Source organism: Mesorhizobium waimense, from assembly GCF_003601975.1.
Classification (GTDB): domain Bacteria; phylum Pseudomonadota; class Alphaproteobacteria; order Rhizobiales; family Rhizobiaceae; genus Mesorhizobium; species Mesorhizobium waimense.
Map to the genome: position 1 here is coordinate 21,431 of NZ_QZWZ01000016.1, position 19,810 is coordinate 41,240.

Annotated in this window: 21 protein-coding genes and 1 tRNA gene; 16 read left to right on the plus strand and 6 right to left on the minus strand. The window is 61.2% G+C overall.

The genetic code is table 11. From position 1 onward, the window contains the following. Window positions 1-3: 3 nt before the first annotated feature. Window positions 4-423 carry a DUF4864 domain-containing protein gene (locus D3227_RS20445; RefSeq protein ID WP_120016125.1) on the minus strand — a complete coding sequence of 140 codons (420 nt, stop codon included), beginning with the start codon at window positions 421-423 and terminating at the stop codon, window positions 4-6. A 206-nt stretch (window positions 424-629) separates the two neighbouring features. Between D3227_RS20445 and D3227_RS20450 the strand changes: the two genes are divergently transcribed. The 15 genes from D3227_RS20450 to glpK all read left to right on the plus strand — a co-directional run bounded on the left by D3227_RS20450 (window position 630) and on the right by glpK (window position 16,761). Then, window positions 630-866: an Lrp/AsnC ligand binding domain-containing protein gene (locus D3227_RS20450; RefSeq protein ID WP_120016126.1), complete on the plus strand. Its 237-nt coding sequence runs from the start codon at window positions 630-632 to the stop codon at window positions 864-866. Window positions 867-1,036: 170 nt separating this feature from the next. Next, window positions 1,037-2,449: a circularly permuted type 2 ATP-grasp protein gene (locus D3227_RS20455; RefSeq protein ID WP_167480778.1), complete on the plus strand. Its 1,413-nt coding sequence runs from the start codon at window positions 1,037-1,039 to the stop codon at window positions 2,447-2,449. Window positions 2,450-2,470: 21 nt separating this feature from the next. After that, window positions 2,471-3,412, plus strand: coding sequence for an alpha-E domain-containing protein (locus D3227_RS20460; RefSeq protein WP_120016128.1), 942 nt, complete (start codon window positions 2,471-2,473; stop codon window positions 3,410-3,412). A gap of 44 nt (window positions 3,413-3,456) precedes the next feature. Next, window positions 3,457-4,251 (plus strand): transglutaminase family protein, encoded by a 795-nt coding sequence (locus D3227_RS20465; protein ID WP_120016259.1) that lies wholly within the window; start codon window positions 3,457-3,459, stop codon window positions 4,249-4,251. Window positions 4,252-4,282: 31 nt separating this feature from the next. Further along, a complete protein-coding gene (locus D3227_RS20470) occupies window positions 4,283-5,014 on the plus strand; it encodes a proteasome-type protease (protein WP_006202076.1) in 732 nt (243 codons plus the stop codon). A gap of 106 nt (window positions 5,015-5,120) precedes the next feature. Then, window positions 5,121-6,533, plus strand: coding sequence for a pyridoxal phosphate-dependent decarboxylase family protein (locus D3227_RS20475; protein ID WP_120016129.1), 1,413 nt, complete (start codon window positions 5,121-5,123; stop codon window positions 6,531-6,533). A 125-nt stretch (window positions 6,534-6,658) separates the two neighbouring features. Beyond that, window positions 6,659-7,426, plus strand: coding sequence for a DeoR/GlpR family DNA-binding transcription regulator (locus tag D3227_RS20480; RefSeq protein ID WP_006202078.1), 768 nt, complete (start codon window positions 6,659-6,661; stop codon window positions 7,424-7,426). Window positions 7,427-7,564: 138 nt separating this feature from the next. Next, window positions 7,565-9,091, plus strand: a complete 1,527-nt coding sequence (glpD, locus tag D3227_RS20485; RefSeq protein WP_120016130.1) for a glycerol-3-phosphate dehydrogenase — start codon at window positions 7,565-7,567, stop codon at window positions 9,089-9,091. Window positions 9,092-9,130: 39 nt separating this feature from the next. Next, window positions 9,131-10,210: an ABC transporter ATP-binding protein gene (locus D3227_RS20490; protein WP_120016131.1), complete on the plus strand. Its 1,080-nt coding sequence runs from the start codon at window positions 9,131-9,133 to the stop codon at window positions 10,208-10,210. An 11-nt stretch (window positions 10,211-10,221) separates the two neighbouring features. After that, the gene (locus tag D3227_RS20495) at window positions 10,222-11,289 is read left to right on the plus strand and encodes an ABC transporter ATP-binding protein (protein WP_120016132.1); all 1,068 of its coding nucleotides are present in this window, start codon (window positions 10,222-10,224) and stop codon (window positions 11,287-11,289) included. 1 nt (window position 11,290) lies between these two features. Further along, a complete protein-coding gene (locus D3227_RS20500; protein WP_120016133.1) occupies window positions 11,291-12,157 on the plus strand; it encodes a carbohydrate ABC transporter permease in 867 nt (288 codons plus the stop codon). 1 nt (window position 12,158) lies between these two features. After that, window positions 12,159-13,082 (plus strand): carbohydrate ABC transporter permease, encoded by a 924-nt coding sequence (locus D3227_RS20505; RefSeq protein ID WP_120016134.1) that lies wholly within the window; start codon window positions 12,159-12,161, stop codon window positions 13,080-13,082. A gap of 2 nt (window positions 13,083-13,084) precedes the next feature. Further along, on the plus strand, window positions 13,085-13,366 hold the full coding sequence (locus tag D3227_RS20510) for a DUF2160 domain-containing protein (protein WP_120016135.1): 282 nt from the start codon (window positions 13,085-13,087) through the stop codon (window positions 13,364-13,366). Window positions 13,367-13,445: 79 nt separating this feature from the next. After that, on the plus strand, window positions 13,446-15,170 hold the full coding sequence (locus tag D3227_RS20515; RefSeq protein ID WP_120016136.1) for an ABC transporter substrate-binding protein: 1,725 nt from the start codon (window positions 13,446-13,448) through the stop codon (window positions 15,168-15,170). Window positions 15,171-15,267: 97 nt separating this feature from the next. Beyond that, window positions 15,268-16,761 carry a glycerol kinase GlpK gene (gene glpK / locus D3227_RS20520; RefSeq protein ID WP_120016137.1) on the plus strand — a complete coding sequence of 498 codons (1,494 nt, stop codon included), beginning with the start codon at window positions 15,268-15,270 and terminating at the stop codon, window positions 16,759-16,761. An 81-nt stretch (window positions 16,762-16,842) separates the two neighbouring features. On the opposite strand, the gene D3227_RS20525 is transcribed toward glpK, so the two are convergent. After that, a complete protein-coding gene (locus D3227_RS20525) occupies window positions 16,843-17,301 on the minus strand; it encodes a BA14K family protein (protein WP_120016138.1) in 459 nt (152 codons plus the stop codon). 305 nt (window positions 17,302-17,606) lie between these two features. On the opposite strand from D3227_RS20525, the gene D3227_RS20530 reads away from it, so the two are divergent. Then, window positions 17,607-17,682 (plus strand) — tRNA-Lys (locus D3227_RS20530). Between the two features lie 137 nt (window positions 17,683-17,819). Here D3227_RS20530 and D3227_RS41695 read toward each other — a convergent pair. From D3227_RS41695 to D3227_RS42225, 4 genes are all read right to left on the minus strand, one after another. Continuing rightward, a complete protein-coding gene (locus D3227_RS41695; protein WP_167480779.1) occupies window positions 17,820-17,966 on the minus strand; it encodes a hypothetical protein in 147 nt (48 codons plus the stop codon). A gap of 105 nt (window positions 17,967-18,071) precedes the next feature. Continuing rightward, window positions 18,072-18,473 (minus strand): hypothetical protein, encoded by a 402-nt coding sequence (locus D3227_RS20535; RefSeq protein ID WP_147377639.1) that lies wholly within the window; start codon window positions 18,471-18,473, stop codon window positions 18,072-18,074. 186 nt (window positions 18,474-18,659) lie between these two features. Beyond that, window positions 18,660-19,061 carry a DUF5615 family PIN-like protein gene (locus tag D3227_RS41170; protein ID WP_147377640.1) on the minus strand — a complete coding sequence of 134 codons (402 nt, stop codon included), beginning with the start codon at window positions 19,059-19,061 and terminating at the stop codon, window positions 18,660-18,662. Next, entirely contained in the window at window positions 19,058-19,714 is a 657-nt protein-coding gene (locus D3227_RS42225) for a DUF433 domain-containing protein (protein WP_208646406.1), read from the minus strand. The genes D3227_RS41170 and D3227_RS42225 overlap by 4 nt, the downstream gene beginning before the upstream one ends. Between the last annotated feature and the right edge of the window lie 96 nt (window positions 19,715-19,810).

Consider the following 19,810-nt stretch of genomic DNA (forward strand, 5'->3'; position numbering starts at 1 on the left):
GCCTCAGGTGCTGACCGAGGTCGACGCGCGCAAGCTGCAGCCGGTGATCTGGAAACCGCCGTCGGGCTGCTGCTCCAGCGTATAGACCGCCTCGTAGTCCTTGCCGTCCGGCCCGACGATCAGCACCTGCTGGACGATCGAGGTCGGACCCGTCTGCTGCACCTTGCCGAAGAAATAGTTTTGCGGCTGGCGCACCGGCGCGTAGCCGTTGGTGACCATGTTCATGAAGGTGTCGACGGTCGGGAAGATGCGTTTCACATTCGGCGCGGCAAAACTGTAGGCGGCGGCGCCGTCATTGGCGATGAAGGCTTTCAGCTGACTGTCGATGACCGTCTGCGCTGCCTTGATCTCGGCATCACCGGCAAACGCCGAAGACGCGAGAATGAACGGAACGACTGCGAATGCCAGTAAGGTGCGGCGCATGGCCTGCCTCCCGTGTCTCCAGGGAAATCGCTGTTCGAAGACGACACTGTACCATACGCATTGCGGCGCTTCACGGTTTCAACAAGGACGGAACAATCGCAACGATACCGCATCGGCGGCGGCCTGAGCGCCCAAATGCTTGAAAGCCGGGCGGCAGTCTGCCACAAGGGCCGCTTATTCGCGCAGAGACCAGGCAGGACCGGGAAATGAAGGCGTTTTTCGTGCAGATAAAGTGCGACCTGGGCAAGGCCTATGATGTTGCCAGCGCACTCGCCGACGCCGAGATCGCCTCGGAAATCTACTCGACCGCCGGCAATTACGACCTGCTCGCCAAATTCTACGTCGAGGACGAGGAAGACATCGGCCACTTCGTCAACGAGAAGGTGCAGATTCTGCCTGGCATCAAGGACACGTTCACGGTCGTCACCTTCCGCGCTTTCTAGTCGCCACCAGGGCTTGCCCGGGCGAGAGGCAGAGCCTGACCCGGCCCTGTCGGCGCTGCCTTAATCTTAGGCAGTTGTGACATACTGACCGCCGCCATGCCCCAAATCACCGATTGCGCTTGATTTTCTCCGGCGGGGCCAGTGAAATGGCGTCACAGGGGAGTATGCGATTGGCAGCGTTCGACGAAATGCTTCCGGAAGTTTCCGGATTGAGAAAACCGTATTCGGCTTACGACCGCTGGCTGAAGGAGCAAGACCCGGCCAGGCTTACCGAGAAAATGCAGGACGCCGAGCGCGTCTTCCGCAAGACCGGCATCACCTTCGCCGTCTACGGCGAACAGGAAGCCTCCGAGCGCCTGATCCCCTTCGACATCGTTCCCCGCATCATCTCGGGCAATGAATGGCGCCGGCTGACGCAAGGCATCGAGCAGCGCGTGCAGGCGCTCAACGCCTTCCTCGACGACATTTACCACCGCCAGGAAATCCTGCGCGCCGGCCGTGTCCCAAGGGAGCTCGTCGCCAAGAACGAAGCCTTCCTGCCGGAAATGATCGGGGTCAGGCCGCCGGCCGGCGTCTACACCCACATTATCGGCGTCGATATCGTGCGCATCAGTGAGAACGAATTCTATGTGCTGGAGGACAATGCCCGCACGCCTTCCGGGGTCTCCTACATGCTGGAGAACCGCGAGACGATGATGCAGCTCTTCCCGGAGCTGTTCCAGCAGATCAAGGTGCGGCCGGTGGAGAACTATCCCCAGTTGCTGCGTCAGTCGCTGGCGGCGGTCAGGCCACAGAGTACCAAGGGCACGCCGACCATTGCCGTGCTGACGCCCGGCAGCTTCAACTCCGCCTATTTCGAACACGCCTTCCTGGCCGACCAGATGGGGGTGCAGCTTGTCGAAGGGCAGGATCTGCGCGTCGTCGACGGCCACGTCGCCATGCGCACGACCGAAGGCTACAAGCAGATCGACGTGCTCTACCGCAGGGTGGACGATTCTTTCCTCGATCCGCTGACCTTCCGTCCGGACTCCGCTCTTGGCGTGCCGGGAATCATGGACGTCTACCGCGCCGGCAACATCACCATCGCCAACGCACCGGGAACCGGCATCGCCGACGACAAGGCGATCTATTCCTATATGCCCGAGATCGTCGAGTTCTATACCGGCCGCAAGGCGATTCTCGGCAACATCCCGACCTGGCGCTGTTCCGAGCCGGACAGCCTGAAATACGTGCTCGAGCACATCCACGAACTGGTGATCAAGGAAGTGCACGGCTCCGGCGGCTACGGCATGCTGGTCGGGCCGGCGGCGACCAAGAAGGAATGCCAGGATTTTGCCAAGAAACTCCAGGCCAAGCCGTCGAACTACATCGCCCAGCCAACGCTGGCGCTATCGACCTGCCCGATCCTCACCGAAAAGGGCTTGTCGCCGCGCCATGTCGACCTCAGGCCCTATGTGCTGGTCTCCGACCGCATCCAGATCGTGCCCGGCGGATTGACGCGCGTTGCGCTGAAGGAAGGCTCGCTCGTCGTGAATTCCTCGCAAGGTGGCGGTACGAAGGATACGTGGGTGCTCGATGACTGATTTTCATTTGAAGGTTTTTTGATGCTTTTAGGCCGCACCGCCAACGGGCTTTACTGGATGAACCGCTACATCGAGCGGGCGGAAAATATGGCCCGCCTGGTCGATGCCGGCCTGCGCATGGCGCTGACGCGCACGCAGAACGCCTCGGAAGAGTGGAATTCGGTGCTGCTCAGTGCCGGCGCGGACGTTGCCTTCACCCAAAAATACCAGGACTACACTGCGGCCAATGTCTCCGATTTCCTTTTGCGCGACACCGCGAACCCGTCGAGCACGATGTCGGCGATCGAGACCGCCCGCAACAATGCCCGCATGGTGCGCACTGCGCTGACCCGCGAAACCTGGGAAAGCATCAACGAAGCCTGGATGTCGCTGAAGCGAATGCTGGCCAAGCCGATCGATGAACGCGACCTGCCGAGCGTGCTCGATGCCATCAAGCGCGAGACGGCGCTGATCCGCGGCTCGTTCTACGGCACCATGCTGCGCAACGAAATCTTCGATTTCTCGCAACTCGGCACCTATGTCGAACGCGCCGACAACACCGCGCGCATCCTCGATGTGAAATACTATGTGCTGTTGCCGTCGATTTCCTGGGTTGGTTCGACGCTCGACAACTACCAGTGGGAATCGATTCTGCGTTCGGTCTCGGCGCACCGCTCCTACCGCTGGGTCTACGAAGCCGACTACAAGCCGACCAACATCGCCGACTATCTGATCCTCAATGTCCGCATGCCGCGCTCGCTGACCTTCTGCTACCGCTTTCTCGCCGAGCATCTGAAGTTCCTCGGCGACGACTATGGCGAGCGCCATGCCTGCCATGCGACGGCGGAGAAGACGCAGGCCATGCTGAGGGCGGGATCGATCAAGGATATATTCGACACTGGCCTGCATGAATTCCTGGCCAGTTTCATACGCGACAACACCAGGCTCGGCGACGAGATCGCGCAGGACTACAAGTTCTACTGAGCACGATACGGCAAGATCATGCTCACAAATGGAAAATGACGCCCATGCGGCTCAAGATCACCCACCGGACCGAATACCTTTACGATGCGCCGGTTCAGTATCTGTTGCAGCGCCTGCGGTTGCTTCCGCTCAGCGGGCACACGCAGACCGTGCTGTCCTGGGAACTGAAGATCGACGGCGCGCGCGAGGAAGTGCGCTTCACCGACCACTTCGGCAATGACACGCGGTTGCTGAGCGTCGAGGGCGAGCAGCATGCCATCACCATCGAAGCGTCGGGCGAAGTGGTGACGCGCGACACCACGGGTGTTTCGGGACCGCATCAGGGATTTGCGCCGCTCTGGCTGTTTGGCCAGGAAACGACGTTGACTGCTGTTGGCGAGGGCATTCGCGAACTTGCCGCCTCAGTGGGCAAGGGCACCGACATCGAGCGGTTGCACCGGCTGATGGACATCATCGGCCAGCGCGTTGCCTATAAGCCCGGCACCACCAATGTCATGACGCCGGCCGAGGAAGCGCTGGCGCTCAAGACCGGTGTCTGCCAGGACCACAGCCATATCTTCGCCGCGGCCGCGCGCGCCATGGGTTTTCCGGCCCGCTATGTCAGCGGCTACCTGATGATGGATGCGATGGTCCAGCAGGCGGCCAGCCATGCCTGGGCCGAAGCGCATGTTTCGGGCCTGGGCTGGGTCGCCTTCGATGCCGCCAACGGTATTTCTCCCGACGAACGCTATGTGAGAGTGGCAACCGGCCGAGATTATCGCGACGCCTCGCCGGTTTCGGGGATCAGGCTGGGACAGGCGCAAGAACAGCTTGCGGTCACCGTCACGGTAGAGCAGTAATTCCAGCGGAATCGCTGCTAAAAGAGAATCGATGACCTATTGCGTCGGCTTGAAGATTGATCGCGGACTCGTGTTCATGTCGGACACCCGCACAAATGCCGGCATGGATTCGATCTCGACCTTCAAGAAGATGCATGTGTGGGAGGAGCCGGGCGAGCGCGTCATCGTGCTGATGTCGGCCGGCAACCTGGCGACGACGCAGGCCGTCGTCAGCCTGCTCGACGAGCGCACCAAGGCGGTGGCCGACCGTCACGCCACGCTGCTCGAGACGCCGTCCATGTACCAGACGGTGCGGTTGGTCGGCGACACCGTCAAGGAAGTCATCGCCCATTCGTCGCCGGCGGGCGAGAAGGCGGACTCCTATTTCAATGCCTCCTTCATTCTCGGCGGCCAGATCAGGGGCAGCGCGCCGCGCTTGTTCATGATTTATCCCGAGGGCAATTTCATCGAATCGACCGACGACACGCCCTTCTTCCAGATCGGCGAGACCAAATACGGCAAGCCGATCATCATCCGCGCCTATGAAAAGACGATGAGCCTGGCCGAAACGGTGAAGCTGCTCTTGGTGTCGTTCGATTCGACGCTGAAGTCGAACCTGTCGGTCGGCCTGCCACTTGACCTTTTGTTCTACGAGAAGGACGCCTTCAAGATCAGCCTGAAGAAGCGGATCGGTCAGGACGATCAATATTACCGCACCATCTCGGATGGCTGGTCGAGTGCGCTGAAAGCGGCCTTTGCCAGCCTGCCTGACTTTCCGGGATAGCGCTTCTTTCGACTTCGCGACTGTTGCTGCATTATATTTAACGTGTTAATCACAATGACAGAAAAGGCTGGCTGGGAGCCGGCCACCATGCGTTTCGGGAGGATGCATGAACAACGACGAGTTCCGTGCGTGGTCGAGGCGCGCCGCCGACTGGGGCACCGACTATCGCGACACTTTGCGGGAAAGGCCGGTTCGGCCGGCGCTTTCGCCAGGTGCAATTTTCCGCAGCATCGAAGCCTCGCCGCCGGAAGCGGCCGAATCTATGGACAGGATCTTCGCCGATTTCGAGCAGAAGATCGTGCCCGGCATGACGCATTGGCAACATCCGCGCTTCTTCGCCTATTTCCCGGCCAATGCGGCCCCTGTCTCGGTGGTGGCCGAATATCTAGTCTCGGCGATGGCCGCGCAATGCATGCTGTGGCAGACCTCGCCGGCAGCGACCGAACTCGAGACGCGCACCGTCGACTGGATGCGCCAGGCGCTCGGCCTGCCTGACGGGTTCTCCGGCGTCATCCAGGACTCGGCGTCATCGGCAACGTTGGCCGCCGTGCTCACCATGCGCGAGCGGGCGCTCGACTGGCAGGGCAACAGGCAAGGCCTGTCCGGGCAGGCGACGTTGCGTGTCTATTCTTCCGACCAGGTCCACACTTCGATCGACCGCGCGATCTGGGTGTCCGGCATCGGCGAGGAGAACCTTGTCCGCATCCCCGTTGCCGGCCGCTTTCGCGCCATGGACACGGCAGCACTTGAAGCGGCCATCGTCGCCGATCGCAAGGCCGGCATGCTGCCTGCGGGAATCATCGCTTGCGTCGGCGGCACAAGCACCGGCGGCACCGACGACATTGCCGCCGTTGCAGCGGTTGCCAAGCGGCACGGGCTTTATATGCATGTCGATGCCGCCTGGGCCGGATCGGCGATGATCTGCCCGGAGTACCGGCATTTCTGGACCGGCGTCGAAGAGGCCGATTCCGTCGTCTTCAACCCGCACAAATGGCTGGGCGCGCAGTTCGATTGCTCGATCCAGTTCGTCCGTCAGCCGGAAGATCTCGTTCGCACGCTGGCCATCAAGCCGGACTATCTGAAGACCCACGGCCATGACGGCATCATCAACTATTCCGAATGGTCGGTGCCGCTCGGCCGGCGGTTCCGTGCCCTGAAACTCTGGTTCCTGCTGCGCGCCCATGGCCTGGAAGGCCTGCGCACCATGATCCGCAACCATGTCGCCTGGAGCGAAGGCCTCGCCGCAAGGTTGGCAAAGGAGCCGGATTTCGACATTGTCACCGAGCCGATGCTGTCACTGTTTTCGTTCCGGCATCGGGCGGGGGCGAGCGCCGATCCCGACGAACACAACCTTCGCCTAGTCAACGCCATCAACGACGATGGGCGCATCTATCTCACCCAGACACGCGTGGATGGCCGTGTCGCGATCCGCTTCCAGACCGGCCAGTTCGATGCGACGGCGGCCGATGTCGATGCGGCATTCGACGTCGTGACGGAGACTGCGCGCGGTTTCGCCTGAAACTGCCCTGGCGGGTGCGTACAGGTTTGTCATTGCAATCGGAAGGTTTTCATTAGCCGGCTTATGCCTTTTCATCGCTTTCGTTTTCAGGTATAGACAACAAAAACGAAAACGGGAGGCTTTTGATGTATTTGTCGCCGCGCCACGCCGAAATCATCCAAATGGCCAAGGATCAGGGCCGCGTCCTGGTCGATGATCTGGCAACGCATTTCAACGTGACGCCGCAGACCATCCGCAAGGACCTCAACGATCTCTGCGACCAGCGGCTGCTTTCGCGCATCCATGGCGGCGCGCTTTTCCCATCCGGCATCGAGAACATGGAGTATGAGGCGCGGCGCAAGATCGCCGCCGACGAGAAGGAGGCGATCGGCCGTGCGGCGGCCAGGCTGATCCCCGACAATGCCTCGCTGTTCATCAACATCGGCACCACGACGGAATCGGTCAGCAAGGCGCTTCTGGACCACAACGGCCTCATGGTCATCACCAATAACATTAATGTTGCCAACAGGATGCGCGTGTATCCTTCGATCGAGGTGGTGATTGCCGGCGGCGTCGTTCGCGGTTCCGACGGCGGCGTGGTCGGCGAGGCGGCGGTCGATTTCATCCGGCAGTTCAAGGTCGACTACGCGGTCATCGGCGCCTCGGCCATCGACCATGACGGCGCGCTGCTCGATTTCGACTTTCGCGAAGTGAAAGTAGCGCAAGCCATCATCGCCAATGCCAGGCACGTCATCCTGGTCTCCGACCAGACCAAGTTCGAACGCACCGCGCCCGTTCGCATCGGTCATCTGTCGCAGGTCAACACCTTCATCACCGACCGTTGCGACATCCCTTCGGTACGCAAAATCTGCCAGGAGGCGGAGGTTCAGTTGATCGAGACGGCGCTCGGCTAGGCGGCTTTTGGAGCTCCATCACAGGCCTCTCACATGTCCGTGATATTTCGTTTGACATTCGTTCCTATTTCGAAATAATCCCACAACGGTTTCGCAAAAGACCAAAAATGCTGCAATGCGAAATCGCTGGAGGACTTCTTGGACGCATCTCCGATCCATGACATTTTCGTCATCGGCGGCGGCATCAACGGCTGCGGCATCGCCCGCGACGCTGCCGGGCGTGGCTTTTCAGTTTTTCTGGCCGAGATGAACGATCTGGCCAGCGGAACCTCGTCCGGCTCGACCAAGCTGATCCATGGCGGCCTGCGCTATCTCGAATTCTATGAATTTCGCCTGGTGCGCGAAGCGCTGATGGAGCGCGAGGTGCTCTGGAAGAACGCGCCGCACATCATCTGGCCGATGCGCTTCGTGCTGCCTTATGCCAAGGGCCTGCGTCCGGCCTGGCTGATCCGGCTCGGCCTCTTCCTCTACGACCATATTGGCGGGCGCAAATTGCTGCCGGCGACGAAGACGCTGGACATGGCGAAGGACCCGGCCGGCAAGCCGCTGAAGCCGCTATTTCGCAAGGCTTTCGAGTATTCCGACGGCTGGGTCAACGATGCCAGGCTGGTGGCGCTCAACGCACGCGATGCCGCCGACCGCGGTGCAACCATCCGAACCCGAACGAAGGTGGTCAGTGCACGCCGCGAGGGCGATCTCTGGGCGATAAGGCTAGAAGACGTCCACACCGGTCAGGCCGAAGAGGTCAAGGCGCGGCTTCTGGTCAATGCCGCAGGCCCTTGGGTCGACCAGGTGTTGTCGGCGACGGTCGGCCTGAACGACGTCCACAATGTCCGCCTGGTGCAGGGCAGCCACATCGTCATCAACAAGAAGTTCGAAGACCCGCGCGCCTATTTCTTCCAGAACAAGGACGGCCGCATCATTTTCGCCATCCCCTATGAGGATGAGTTCACGCTGATCGGCACCACCGACCGGGATTATCCGGGCGATCCGCATGATGTGAAGATCAGCGACACCGAGATCGACTATCTGTGCGCTGCGGCAAGCGAATATTTCGCGCAAGGCGTCAAGCGTTCGGACATCGTCTGGACCTATTCCGCCGTACGCCCGCTCTATGACGATGGCGCCTCGAAGGCACAGGAAGCGACCCGCGACTATGTGCTCAAGGCCGATGGCGGCGAGGGCGCGGCCCCGATCATCAATGCCTTTGGCGGCAAGATCACCACCTATCGCCGGCTGTCGGAATCGATGCTGGAAAAGATCGAGGCTTTCCTCGGCAAGCGCGGCAAGCCCTGGACAACAGATGCACCTTTGCCCGGCGGCGATTTCCCGGCCACCGGTTTCGACGTCGAAGTGGCGAAGCTGAAGACCGCCTATCCCTTTCTCGACGCGCGCCTGGCCCGCCGGTTGACCCGCCTCTACGGCACCCGCGCCCGCACGCTGCTGGGCCTCGCCAGGTCGAATGCCGATCTTGGCCGGAATTTCGGTGCCGACCTCTACGAGGCCGAGGTGCGCTATCTCGTGCAAAACGAGTGGGCGATGACGGCGGAAGATGTATTGTGGCGCCGAACCAAGCGCGGCCTGCAACTGAGCCGCGAGCAGGCGAGTGCACTGGACGAATTCATGCGCGGAATAAGCCGGCGCCATGTCGCGGCGGCAGAATAAGGATGGCTGGCTGATGCAGAAAGCCTGGGAGGAGGCATCATGCTGGAACTGAGAAACGTCACCAAGACGGTTGGCGCCGCGGAGCATATAAGCGACGTGTCGCTGACGCTTCAGCATGGCTCGCTCAACGTCCTGCTCGGACCGACGCTGTCTGGCAAGACCAGCCTGATGCGGCTGATGGCAGGCCTCGACGTGCCGACTTCCGGCTCGGTCTGGTTCGACGGCAAGGACGTCACCGGAATGCCGGTGCAGAAGCGCAACGTCGCCATGGTCTACCAGCAGTTCATCAACTACCCGGCGATGACGGTCTACGAGAACATCGCCTCGCCGCTGCGCGTCGCCGGCACCGACCAGGCAAAGATCGACAAGGAAGTGCGCAACGCAGCAGGACTTCTGAAGCTGACGCCCTATCTCGACCGCACGCCGCTCAGCCTGTCCGGCGGCCAGCAGCAGCGCACGGCCCTTGCCCGCGCCATTGTCAAGAACGCCAGCCTGGTGCTGCTCGACGAGCCGCTCGCCAATCTCGATTACAAGCTGCGCGAGGAGCTGCGCGCCGAACTGCCGAAGATCTTCGCCGCGGCCGGGACCATCTTCGTTTATGCGACGACCGAGCCGCATGAAGCGCTGCTGCTCGGCGGCAACACGGCGACGCTTTCACAGGGCCGCATCACCCAGTTCGGGCCAACCATCGACGTCTTCCGCAAGCCCGTCGACCTGGTGACGGCAAAGACCTTCGCCGACCCGCCGCTGAACACCATCGTGCTGGCCAAGAAGGGTCCGGATTTCCTGCTCGAGGGTGGCGTCAAATTGCCGGTGCCGGCCGATCTCGCCGGCATTGCCGATGCCAACTATACGATCGGCTTCCAGCCGCACCATCTGTCGCTCGAGCGGCCAAATGCTGCCGCCGTGCCGGTGCGTGCGAAGGTCACCATTACCGAGATCACCGGTTCGGAGAGCTTCGTCCATCTCGACTTCGCCGACGCGCGCTGGGTCATGCTGACCCACGGCATCCGCGATTTCGAACCCGACGCAGAGGTCGAGGTGTTCATCGATCCGCGCCACATCATGGTCTTCGACGAGCACGGCCGCGCCGTGGCCGCGCCGAAGCTGGCGGCATAGGGAGGCAAGCGATGGCGCGCATCGACGTCAACCATATCAGGCACTCCTATCTGCCGAACCCGCAGAAGGATGCCGATTTCGCCCTGAAGGAAGTGCACCACACTTTTGAGGATGGCGGCGCCTATGCGCTGCTCGGTCCGTCCGGCTGCGGCAAGACCACGCTGCTCAACATCATCTCGGGGCTACTGCATCCCTCGCACGGCCAACTGCTGTTCAACGGCAAGGACGTGACCCGGCTGTCGACGCAGGAGCGCAACATCGCCCAGGTGTTCCAGTTCCCGGTCATCTACGACACCATGACCGTCTACGACAATCTGGCCTTCCCGCTGCGCAACCGCGGCGTGCCGGAGGCCGACGTCGACCGCAAGGTGCGCGAGACGCTCGACATGATCGACCTTGCGGAACTTGCGAAGAAGAAGGCGCGCGGGCTGACCGCCGACCAGAAGCAGAAGATCTCACTCGGCCGTGGGCTGGTGCGTTCGGATGTCAACGCCATCCTGTTCGACGAACCGCTGACCGTCATCGATCCGCACATGAAGTGGGTGCTGCGCTCGCAACTGAAGCAGCTCCATCGTCGCTTCGGCTACACCATGGTCTATGTCACGCACGACCAGACCGAGGCGCTGACCTTCGCCGATCGGGTCGTCGTCATGTATGACGGCGAGATCGTCCAGATCGGCACGCCGGCCGAACTGTTCGAGCGGCCGCGCCACACCTTCGTCGGTTACTTCATCGGCTCGCCCGGCATGAACGTCATGCCGGTGGCGATCGACGGCAAGACCGCGACGATCGGCAGCCAGCGCATCGAACTGCCCGGCGTGCCCAAGGCCGGCGCCGGCGCCATCGAGCTCGGTATCCGCCCGGAATATGTCAGGCTCGGCCGCGACGGCATGGCCGTCAAGATCAGCAAGGTCGAGGACGTCGGCCGCCACAAGGTGGTCCGCGCCAATCTTGAAGGCCGCGAGATCGCTGCCGTGATCGGCGAGGATGAGACCGTGCCGGCCGAACCAAAGGTGCGGTTCGACCCCGTCGGCATCAATATCTATGCCGATTCCTGGCGCGTCGAGATGGGGGCATAGAATGGAAAAGACCTGGAACAACAAAGCCTGGTTCATGGTGCTGCCGGTGCTTCTGCTGGTGGCGTTCTCGGCGGCGATCCCCCTGATGACGGTGGTCAACTATTCGGTACAGGACACGTTCGGAAACAACGTCTTCTTCTGGAACGGCTCAGACTGGTACACCGAAATCCTGGGGTCGGATCGTTTCTGGCTGTCGATGGTCCGCAACCTGATCTTCTCCGCAATCATCCTCGTCATCGAGATTCCGCTCGGCATCTTCATCGCTCTCAACATGCCCAAGAAAGGCTGGGGCGTGCCGGTCTGCCTGGTGCTGATGGCCCTGCCGCTGCTCATCCCGTGGAACGTTGTCGGCACGATCTGGCAGGTGTTCGGCCGCATCGACATAGGTCTGCTCGGCTACACGCTTTCCGCGCTCGGCATCGACTACAACTATGTCAACGACCCGACCGACGCCTGGGTGACGGTCATCCTGATGGACGTATGGCACTGGACTAGCCTCGTCGTCCTGCTCTGCTACGCCGGCCTCGTCTCCATACCGGATGCCTATTATCAAGCCGCCAAGATCGATGGCGCGTCGCGCTGGGCGATCTTCCGCTACATCCAGCTGCCGAAGATGAACCGCGTGCTTCTGATTGCCGTTCTACTGCGCTTCATGGACAGCTTTATGATCTACACCGAACCCTTCGTCGTCACTGGTGGTGGCCCCGGCAATTCGACGACATTCATGTCGATTGACCTGGTCAAGATTGCCGTCGGCCAGTTCGACCTCGGGCCGGCAGCCGCCATGTCGATCATCTACTTCCTGATCGTCCTGCTGCTGTCATGGGTGTTCTACACCGTCATGACCACCGTCGATGCGGAGCGCTGAGATGAGCGGCGCCAACGAAAGAACGACAAGGCAGGACCGAGTGAGTGAGACGACGGTTTCGGACGGGCTCGCCAGCACCCTGTCACAGGACCAGATCGCGCGGCTGATGCGCCGGCGCGGCGAAGAATCCCGGTTCTGGTGGCTGGTGCCGACGATCTACATAATCGTTCTGATGCTGCCGATTTACTGGCTGGTCAACATGAGCTTCAAGACTAATCAGGAGATCCTGGGCGCCTTTTCGCTGTGGCCAAAGGACCCGACCATCGCCAACTACATGGTGATCTTCACCGACCCGTCCTGGTACAAGGGCTACATCAATTCGATCATCTATGTCGTCATGAACATGGTGATCTCGGTTTCGGTGGCGCTGCCTGCGGCCTACGCCTTCTCGCGCTACAGGTTCCTCGGTGACAAGCACCTCTTCTTCTGGCTCTTGACCAACCGCATGGCGCCGCCGGCGGTGTTCGCGCTGCCTTTCTTCCAGCTCTATTCGGCCTTCGGCCTGATCGACACGCACATCGCCGTGGCGCTGGCGCACTGCCTGTTCAACGTGCCGCTGGCGGTCTGGATCCTCGAAGGTTTCATGTCCGGCGTGCCGAAGGAGATCGACGAGACGGCCTATATCGACGGCTACTCCTTTCCGCGCTTCTTCCTGAAGATATTCATGCCGCTGATCGCGAGCGGCATCGGCGTGGCCTGCTTCTTCTGCTTCATGTTCTCATGGGTCGAGCTGCTGATCGCGCGCACCTTGACCACGACCGCCGCCAAGCCGATCGCGGCGATCATGACCCGCACGGTCTCCGCATCCGGGCTCGACTGGGGCGTGCTCGCCGCCGCCGGCGTGCTCACGATCTTGCCAGGCGCGCTCGTGATCTGGTTCGTCCGCAACTACATCGCCAAGGGCTTTGCCCTGGGGAGGGTATGACCATGAACCTCACCTGGATGGCATGGACGCTGCCGACGGCGCTGTTTTTCATCACGATCCTGGTGCTGCTGTGCGGCATGGCGGTCTGGGAATACGCCTCGCCGGGCGGCAATCCGCGCGTAGGCATCCTGCGCTTCGAGACGACGCGCGGCGACCGCCTCTTTGTTTCGCTGCTTGGCAGCGCCTTTATCCATCTCGCTTGGCTGGGTCTTGTCGGACCCAACCTGTGGTGGGCTCTCGCTCTCTCCGTAGTCTACGCCGTCGGCGTGTTCCGCTACGTATAGAGGGGGAAACTGTTGGAGCGGCCGCGTGCCGACGGCCGCTCCAGATCGCACTTGAAACCTGAAAAGTGGAGGAAACGAAATGCGAAGGCAATTTTTAACATCAACGACTGCGCTTGTCCTGCTCTGGGGAGCAGGCCAGGCGTTCGCCGGAATGGACGAAGCCAAGACCTTCCTCGATACCGAAATCAAGGACTTGTCGACGCTCGATCGCGGCGCCCAGGAAGCCGAGATGCAATGGTTCATCGATGCCGCCAAGCCTTTCGCCGGCATGGACATCAAGGTGGTCTCCGAGACCATCGATACGCATAGCTATGAGTCTAAGGTTTTGGCGCCCGCCTTCACCGCGATCACCGGCATCAAGATCACCCACGACCTGATCGGCGAAGGCGACGTCGTCGAGAAGCTGCAGACCCAAATGCAGTCGGGCGAAAACATCTACGACGCCTACGTCAACGACTCCGACCTGATCGGCACGCACTGGCGCTACCAGCAGGCGCGCAGCCTGACCAAGTGGATGGCGAATGAGGGCAAGGATGTCACCAACCCCAACCTCGACCTCGCCGACTTCATCGGCACCAAGTTCACGACCGCTCCGGACGGCGACCTCTACCAGCTGCCCGACCAGCAGTTCGCGAACCTCTACTGGTTCCGCTACGACTGGTTCAATGACGAGAAGAACAAGGCCGATTTCAAGGCCAAGTACGGCTACGACCTTGGCGTTCCCGTCAACTGGTCGGCCTATGAGGACATCGCCGAATTCTTCACCGGCCGCGAGATCGACGGCAAGAAGGTCTATGGTCACATGGACTACGGCAAGAAGGACCCGTCGCTCGGCTGGCGGTTCACCGACGCATGGCTGTCGATGGCCGGCAATGGCGACAAGGGCCTGCCGAACGGTCTTCCGGTCGACGAATGGGGCATCAAGGTCAACGAGAAGTCGCAGCCTGTCGGCTCGTGCGTCGCGCGCGGCGGCGACACCAACGGCCCGGCTGCCGTGTATTCGATCCAGAAGTACCTTGATTGGCTGAAGGCCTATGCGCCGCCGGAAGCCCAGGGCATGACGTTCGGCGAATCCGGCCCCGTCCCGTCCCAGGGCACAGTCGCGCAGCAGATGTTCACCTACACTGCCTTCACCGCCTCCTTCGTCAAGGACGGGCTGCCGGTCGTGAACGCGGACGGCACCCCGAAATGGCGCTTTGCTCCGTCGCCGCATGGCGTGTACTGGAAGGATGGCATGAAGCTTGGCTACCAGGACGTGGGTTCCTGGACCCTGCTGAAGTCCACGCCCGACGATCGCGCCAAGGCCGCCTGGCTTTATGCGCAGTTCGTCGTGTCGAAGACGGTCGACGTGAAGAAGAGCCATGTCGGCTTGACGCTCATTCGTGAGTCGACGATCCAGGACAAGAGCTTCACGGAACGCGCTCCGAAGCTCGGCGGCTTGATCGAGTTCTACCGCTCGCCGGCCCGCGTCCAGTGGTCGCCGACCGGCACGAACGTGCCGGACTATCCGAAGCTGGCACAGCTCTGGTGGCAGGCGGTCGGCGATGCCTCGTCGGGTGCCAAGACGGCGCAGGAGGCGATGGACTCGCTCTGCGCCGAGCAGGAAAAGGTCATGGAACGCCTGGAAAAGGCAGGCATCCAGGGCGACATCGGTCCGAAGATGGCCGAAGAGCATGACCTCGCCTACTGGAACGCCGACGCGGTCAAGAACGGCCACCTCGCGCCTCAGCTCAAGATCGAGAACGAGAAGGAAAAGCCGGTCACCATCAACTACGACGAACTGGTGAAGAGCTGGCAGAAGTAAGACTGCCTGATGCGGGCGCCAACGGGCCCGCACGGAACCTGCGGGGGAGGCGGCTTTTGGCCGTCTCCCCTGTTGCATGAATAACGGAGGAGCGGAAATGAGCGGCTTTGTGCTGGCCATCGACCAGGGGACGACTTCGACCAGGGCGATCCTGTTCGACGACAAGATGAAGGTTGCAGGCACTGGCCAGCAGGAATTCACCCAGCATTATCCGGCCTCCGGCTGGGTCGAGCACGATCCGGAGGATATCTGGGGAAGCGTCGTCGCCACGGTGAAGGCCGCGCTGAAGAATGCCGGCAGCGCAGCTTCGGACGTCGCCGCCATCGGCATCACCAACCAGCGCGAGACCGTCGTCATTTGGGACAGGGCGACCGGCAAGCCGATCCACAACGCGATCGTCTGGCAGGACCGGCGCACCGCGCCACTCTGCCACAAGCTGAAGAAGCAGGGGCTGGAGAAGAAGTTCACCCGCAAGACCGGCCTGCTGCTCGATCCCTATTTTTCCGGCACCAAGATCGCTTGGATGCTGGACAAGGTGAAGGGCGCCAGGAAACGCGCCGAGAAGGGCGAACTGCTCGCCGGCACCATCGACAGTTTCCTGATCTGGCGGCTCACCGGCGGCAAGGTTCATGCCACCGACGCCACCAACGCCTCGCGCACGCTCGTCTACAACATCGAGAAGAATGTCTGGGACGACGAGCTGCTGTCCATCCTGCGCATTCCGGCCGCCATGCTGCCGGAAGTGAAGGATTGCGCCGATGACTATGGAGTCACTGAGAAAGGCCTGTTCGGCGCCGAGATAAGAATCCTTGGTGTCGCCGGCGACCAGCATGCCGCGACAATCGGCCAGGCCTGTTTCGAGCCCGGCATGATGAAATCCACCTACGGCACCGGCTGCTTCGCGCTGCTCAACACCGGCACCGATCTGGTGCGCTCGAAGAATCGCCTATTGACGACCATCGCTTATCGCCTGAACGGCAAGACCACCTATGCGCTGGAAGGTTCGATCTTCATTGCCGGTGCTGCCGTGCAATGGCTGCGCGACGGCATCAAAGTGATCGGCAAGGCTGAGCATAGCGGCACATTGGCGGCCGAGGCGGATCCCACTCAAGACGTCTATTTGGTGCCGGCCTTCGTCGGCCTCGGCGCACCGCATTGGGACGCCGAGGCTCGCGGTGCCATCTTTGGCCTGACCCGCAACTCCGGCCCGGCCGAATTCGCCCACGCGGCGCTGGAATCCGTCGCCTACCAGACTCGCGACCTGCTCGACGCCATGCGCAAGGACTGGAAGGGCGCTTCGGCCAAAACCGTGCTTCGGGTGGATGGCGGCATGGTGGCGTCCGACTGGACCATGCAGCGGCTGGCCGACATCCTCGATGCTCCGGTCGACCGCCCGACTATCCTGGAGACCACCGCGCTCGGTGCTGCCTGGCTCGCGGGCTCGAAGGCGGATGTATGGCCGAAGGCGAAGGACTTCGCCAAGAGCTGGGCGCTCGAGCGGCGCTTCAAGCCGGACATGGAGGCGGCGGTCCGTTCAGCCAAGCTCGCTGGCTGGCGCAATGCGGTGCGCAGGACCTTGAGCAGGCAGTAGGTTCTGCCGGCAAAATGAAAGCCCGCACCGTCACCGGCACGGGCTTCCATCAGCCTCCCGTGTTCGATCCGCCGGGGGCCCCTAGTAAGGCGAATAGCACTGCTGACGCGGGCCGTCATAAGGCTGGAACGTGTTGTCCCAGGCGCGGTAGGATCTATAGCGGTCGTAGCACCACTGCACATGCGCATCGCCGCCGCGATAGACCCGGTTCTGGTTGTTGATGATTGCACCGGTGATCAATGCACCAGTTGCGAAAGCAGCAAGCGGGAACCAGAAGTCGCCGTGACGGCGATAACCGCGACGGTATTCGCGGTAGCCGCGATGACCGTTCCAATACATGCCGTCATTGCGGGAAAAGTTGCGATTGCGGTTGAGGTTGCGGTGTCGCCGCCAATCCTGGTACTGCACGGTCTGCACGTCCGACGAAAGCCCTTGCCCCAGCGGCACATAGCTCGGCTGGGCATTGACCGGGACGATCTCGGCCGCAACGAACGAAGCGGACAGGGTTGTCGCCAGCAGACCCGATATGATCCTGTTCATGGTCTTCTCCTTGAAAAGGGGGCGGTTGACGTCCCTTGTGGCAAGGAAACGGGCAGGCCGGGCAATTGTTCCCGCCAGGATTGCAAGTGATTGTTTTCGTGTGTGTTTCTCGCTAGAGACATAGACGCGAAACAGCCGCTTCAGGCTCTGCCTCGGCCGGTGGTCTCGTCGGTGCGCGATGCCCGGCGGCACCACGCCGAGCCCCGGGAAATCCGCCTTCCATGCCCCGCTTTTTCCGGTTGACCGGCCGGTGCACTCTCCCTATGTTCCGCGCAATTTCGAGGGCAGCCTTTTCGCGCCCGCGGGAGCGCGTAGCTCAGCCGGTAGAGCAACTGACTTTTAATCAGTAGGTCTCGGGTTCGAACCCCGACGCGCTCACCAAAAACAGCCAAAAATCAATGGCTTGTGAGAGGTGAGGCTGGTTTCTGTGTCCGTTCAATTTTCGTGTCCGCACCATGTCCGCAAAAAAGCCCGGAAGCCGAAGCCGCCGGGCCTTTGTCGTTGCGCTTGCGGAATGATCAGGCGGCGTGTGCCTCGTCCTTCTCGTCTTCCAAAGCCTTGTAATAGGCCGTCTTGACCTTCTGCGCCATGTGGGCAGCGGTGCTGGCAATGAAGAAAATGCGGGCGCGCTCGGATGCTGTTATGGACCACGTTGTCTTCGCCACTCCTCGCGAAGTCCGGTTCCAGTATGGTCAGCAACACGTCCATCATATTGTCTGCATCGCAGACCAGCGGCTCCAGGTCGTCGAAAGTGGTCTTCCTGGCGGCGCTCATGACTGCAACCCTTCCAGATAGGCCAGCGCTGCACCCACCATTGGCGGCACCGTCGGAGATGCCTCGAACGAGCTCATTTCATCCAGAGCAAGACGCAAGGCCTCAATGGCGCCCTGCTTTGATGTTGCCGGCCGCTCCCATTCTTCGATGACGGTCATCGGCAGCCCAAAGGAAGCCTCGGCATAGGCGTCCAATTTTTCCTCATCCTCTAGCCGCGCGTTCCGGTCGTAGTCGTCAAGTCCAGCGCGAAAGGCGGCGATCGCATCGATCAGTGGATCATTGACGGGAATAGCAGCCGAAGGCGCTGTAGCGCCCGCTGTGGCCAGAATAGAGGCTATTGCGCCCAAGGCGGCGCGACGTGTGAGTGCATGATTGGTCATGGTGGACTTCCTCTCCAATGTTGAGGAAGCCGGGCAAAATGCCTAGCGGCGATGACGCGCGAAATGATAAATGAGATTCGGTCACTGCGAGGCCCTGATCCGGCTTCCGTGGTGGCAAGTGCCGGCTGGCAGCGGAAACTGTCAGCCGGTGCGCCTAACTTGTTCTCATTTGCTGAAATCGTCAAGCGCGCCAGCGGGCCAACCCTAGCGCTTCGTGTGCATCGCTTCGTCATTGATCTCTATGAATATGCGCCGGTCTTTGGAGCCAACGCTGTAATTCCATTCATGCTCGATGAGAGACATAGCTTGGGTAACGCGAGCGGCGGCGCGGGTCTCCCTGCATGAAAGTTTTAACAGGCTTAGTTTTCGGTATCGGCGTTGTCCGACTCCATGGCGCTGCGCCAACTGTCGCATGTCGCCGTCAAGCGCAACCAGGATGGCGTCGTTCGCCTCGGAAACAGCGCAAACCAATTGATCGGGCGAGCCAGTGGCGATGGCGTCGCGCAGATAAACAACCGTGTGGCCAGCTTCTAAAAACATGCGACCCACTGAATCGGGAACGCCTTCATCGATGAACAGTTTGAGCGTGGGCCGCTTGGGGCTCACGCAGCTTTTTCTTCCTGCCCATAGGAAATGGCGGCCCTTACATCCGCTTCCGACAGAGTCGGGTATTCCGAAAGGATCTGCTCAATTGTAAAGCCATCTTCGGAAAAATGCTGAATCGCAGACACTGGTATTCTGGTTCCCGAAACAACTGCAGCATTGTGTGCGACGTACCGGTTTTTCTCGATGTGGCCGATCTGTTCCTCTGAGCGCGTAGAGAGAGCTTTCACATCGCGTCGGGTGTCGGAAACCACCATCTCCAGCGGGATGCCGATCATGTACTGGCCGGAGACCACTTCCTTCTGGCGCCCATCATCTTCTGGATCGTCAAAGATGACCTTGCGATTGAAGACGTAGAGCGTAGTTCGCGACCAGGCGCCGTTATCCATCGTGCCCAGTCTCCGCGAGACATGGCGAAGATGCTGAAGCGGTACGTTGTGCTGGTTTAGAAGGACAGCAAGAACTCGAAGCGCCGCCACATCCATGAACGAATAGATTCGGCTAAAGGGAACCCGGCGATTGTCTGCCCCGTAGCTCGGCCGAAAGAACTCTGACCGGTCCCAATACCGGAGCCGGTGCGCCGTTATTCCGGTCAGTCGTGCCACCTGTTCTTCGGTGAACGCCGAGACGACCACATTTGTATCTGGCTTGGCCATGCTGTGATCCTACGCTGCCTTTAGGGCCAGAAGAAGAGGCGATGGTTTCCGTATGATGTAGCCTCGCCGCTTTCGGAAGCTTTAAAATCTAAGCCG

What these genes read in the sequence shown, in the direction of transcription:
- D3227_RS20445 (WP_120016125.1), bottom strand. Translation starts at nt 423, where the DNA reads ATGCGCCGCACCTTACTGGCATTCGCAGTCGTTCCGTTCATTCTCGCG.
- D3227_RS20450 (WP_120016126.1), top strand. Translation starts at nt 630, where the DNA reads ATGAAGGCGTTTTTCGTGCAGATAAAGTGCGACCTGGGCAAGGCCTAT.
- D3227_RS20460 (WP_120016128.1), top strand. Translation starts at nt 2,471, where the DNA reads ATGCTTTTAGGCCGCACCGCCAACGGGCTTTACTGGATGAACCGCTAC.
- D3227_RS20465 (WP_120016259.1), top strand. Translation starts at nt 3,457, where the DNA reads ATGCGGCTCAAGATCACCCACCGGACCGAATACCTTTACGATGCGCCG.
- D3227_RS20470 (WP_006202076.1), top strand. Translation starts at nt 4,283, where the DNA reads ATGACCTATTGCGTCGGCTTGAAGATTGATCGCGGACTCGTGTTCATG.
- D3227_RS20475 (WP_120016129.1), top strand. Translation starts at nt 5,121, where the DNA reads ATGAACAACGACGAGTTCCGTGCGTGGTCGAGGCGCGCCGCCGACTGG.
- D3227_RS20480 (WP_006202078.1), top strand. Translation starts at nt 6,659, where the DNA reads ATGTATTTGTCGCCGCGCCACGCCGAAATCATCCAAATGGCCAAGGAT.
- D3227_RS20490 (WP_120016131.1), top strand. Translation starts at nt 9,131, where the DNA reads ATGCTGGAACTGAGAAACGTCACCAAGACGGTTGGCGCCGCGGAGCAT.
- D3227_RS20495 (WP_120016132.1), top strand. Translation starts at nt 10,222, where the DNA reads ATGGCGCGCATCGACGTCAACCATATCAGGCACTCCTATCTGCCGAAC.
- D3227_RS20500 (WP_120016133.1), top strand. Translation starts at nt 11,291, where the DNA reads ATGGAAAAGACCTGGAACAACAAAGCCTGGTTCATGGTGCTGCCGGTG.
- D3227_RS20505 (WP_120016134.1), top strand. Translation starts at nt 12,159, where the DNA reads ATGAGCGGCGCCAACGAAAGAACGACAAGGCAGGACCGAGTGAGTGAG.
- D3227_RS20510 (WP_120016135.1), top strand. Translation starts at nt 13,085, where the DNA reads ATGAACCTCACCTGGATGGCATGGACGCTGCCGACGGCGCTGTTTTTC.
- D3227_RS20515 (WP_120016136.1), top strand. Translation starts at nt 13,446, where the DNA reads ATGCGAAGGCAATTTTTAACATCAACGACTGCGCTTGTCCTGCTCTGG.
- glpK (WP_120016137.1), top strand. Translation starts at nt 15,268, where the DNA reads ATGAGCGGCTTTGTGCTGGCCATCGACCAGGGGACGACTTCGACCAGG.
- D3227_RS20525 (WP_120016138.1), bottom strand. Translation starts at nt 17,301, where the DNA reads ATGAACAGGATCATATCGGGTCTGCTGGCGACAACCCTGTCCGCTTCG.
- D3227_RS42225 (WP_208646406.1), bottom strand. Translation starts at nt 19,714, where the DNA reads ATGGCCAAGCCAGATACAAATGTGGTCGTCTCGGCGTTCACCGAAGAA.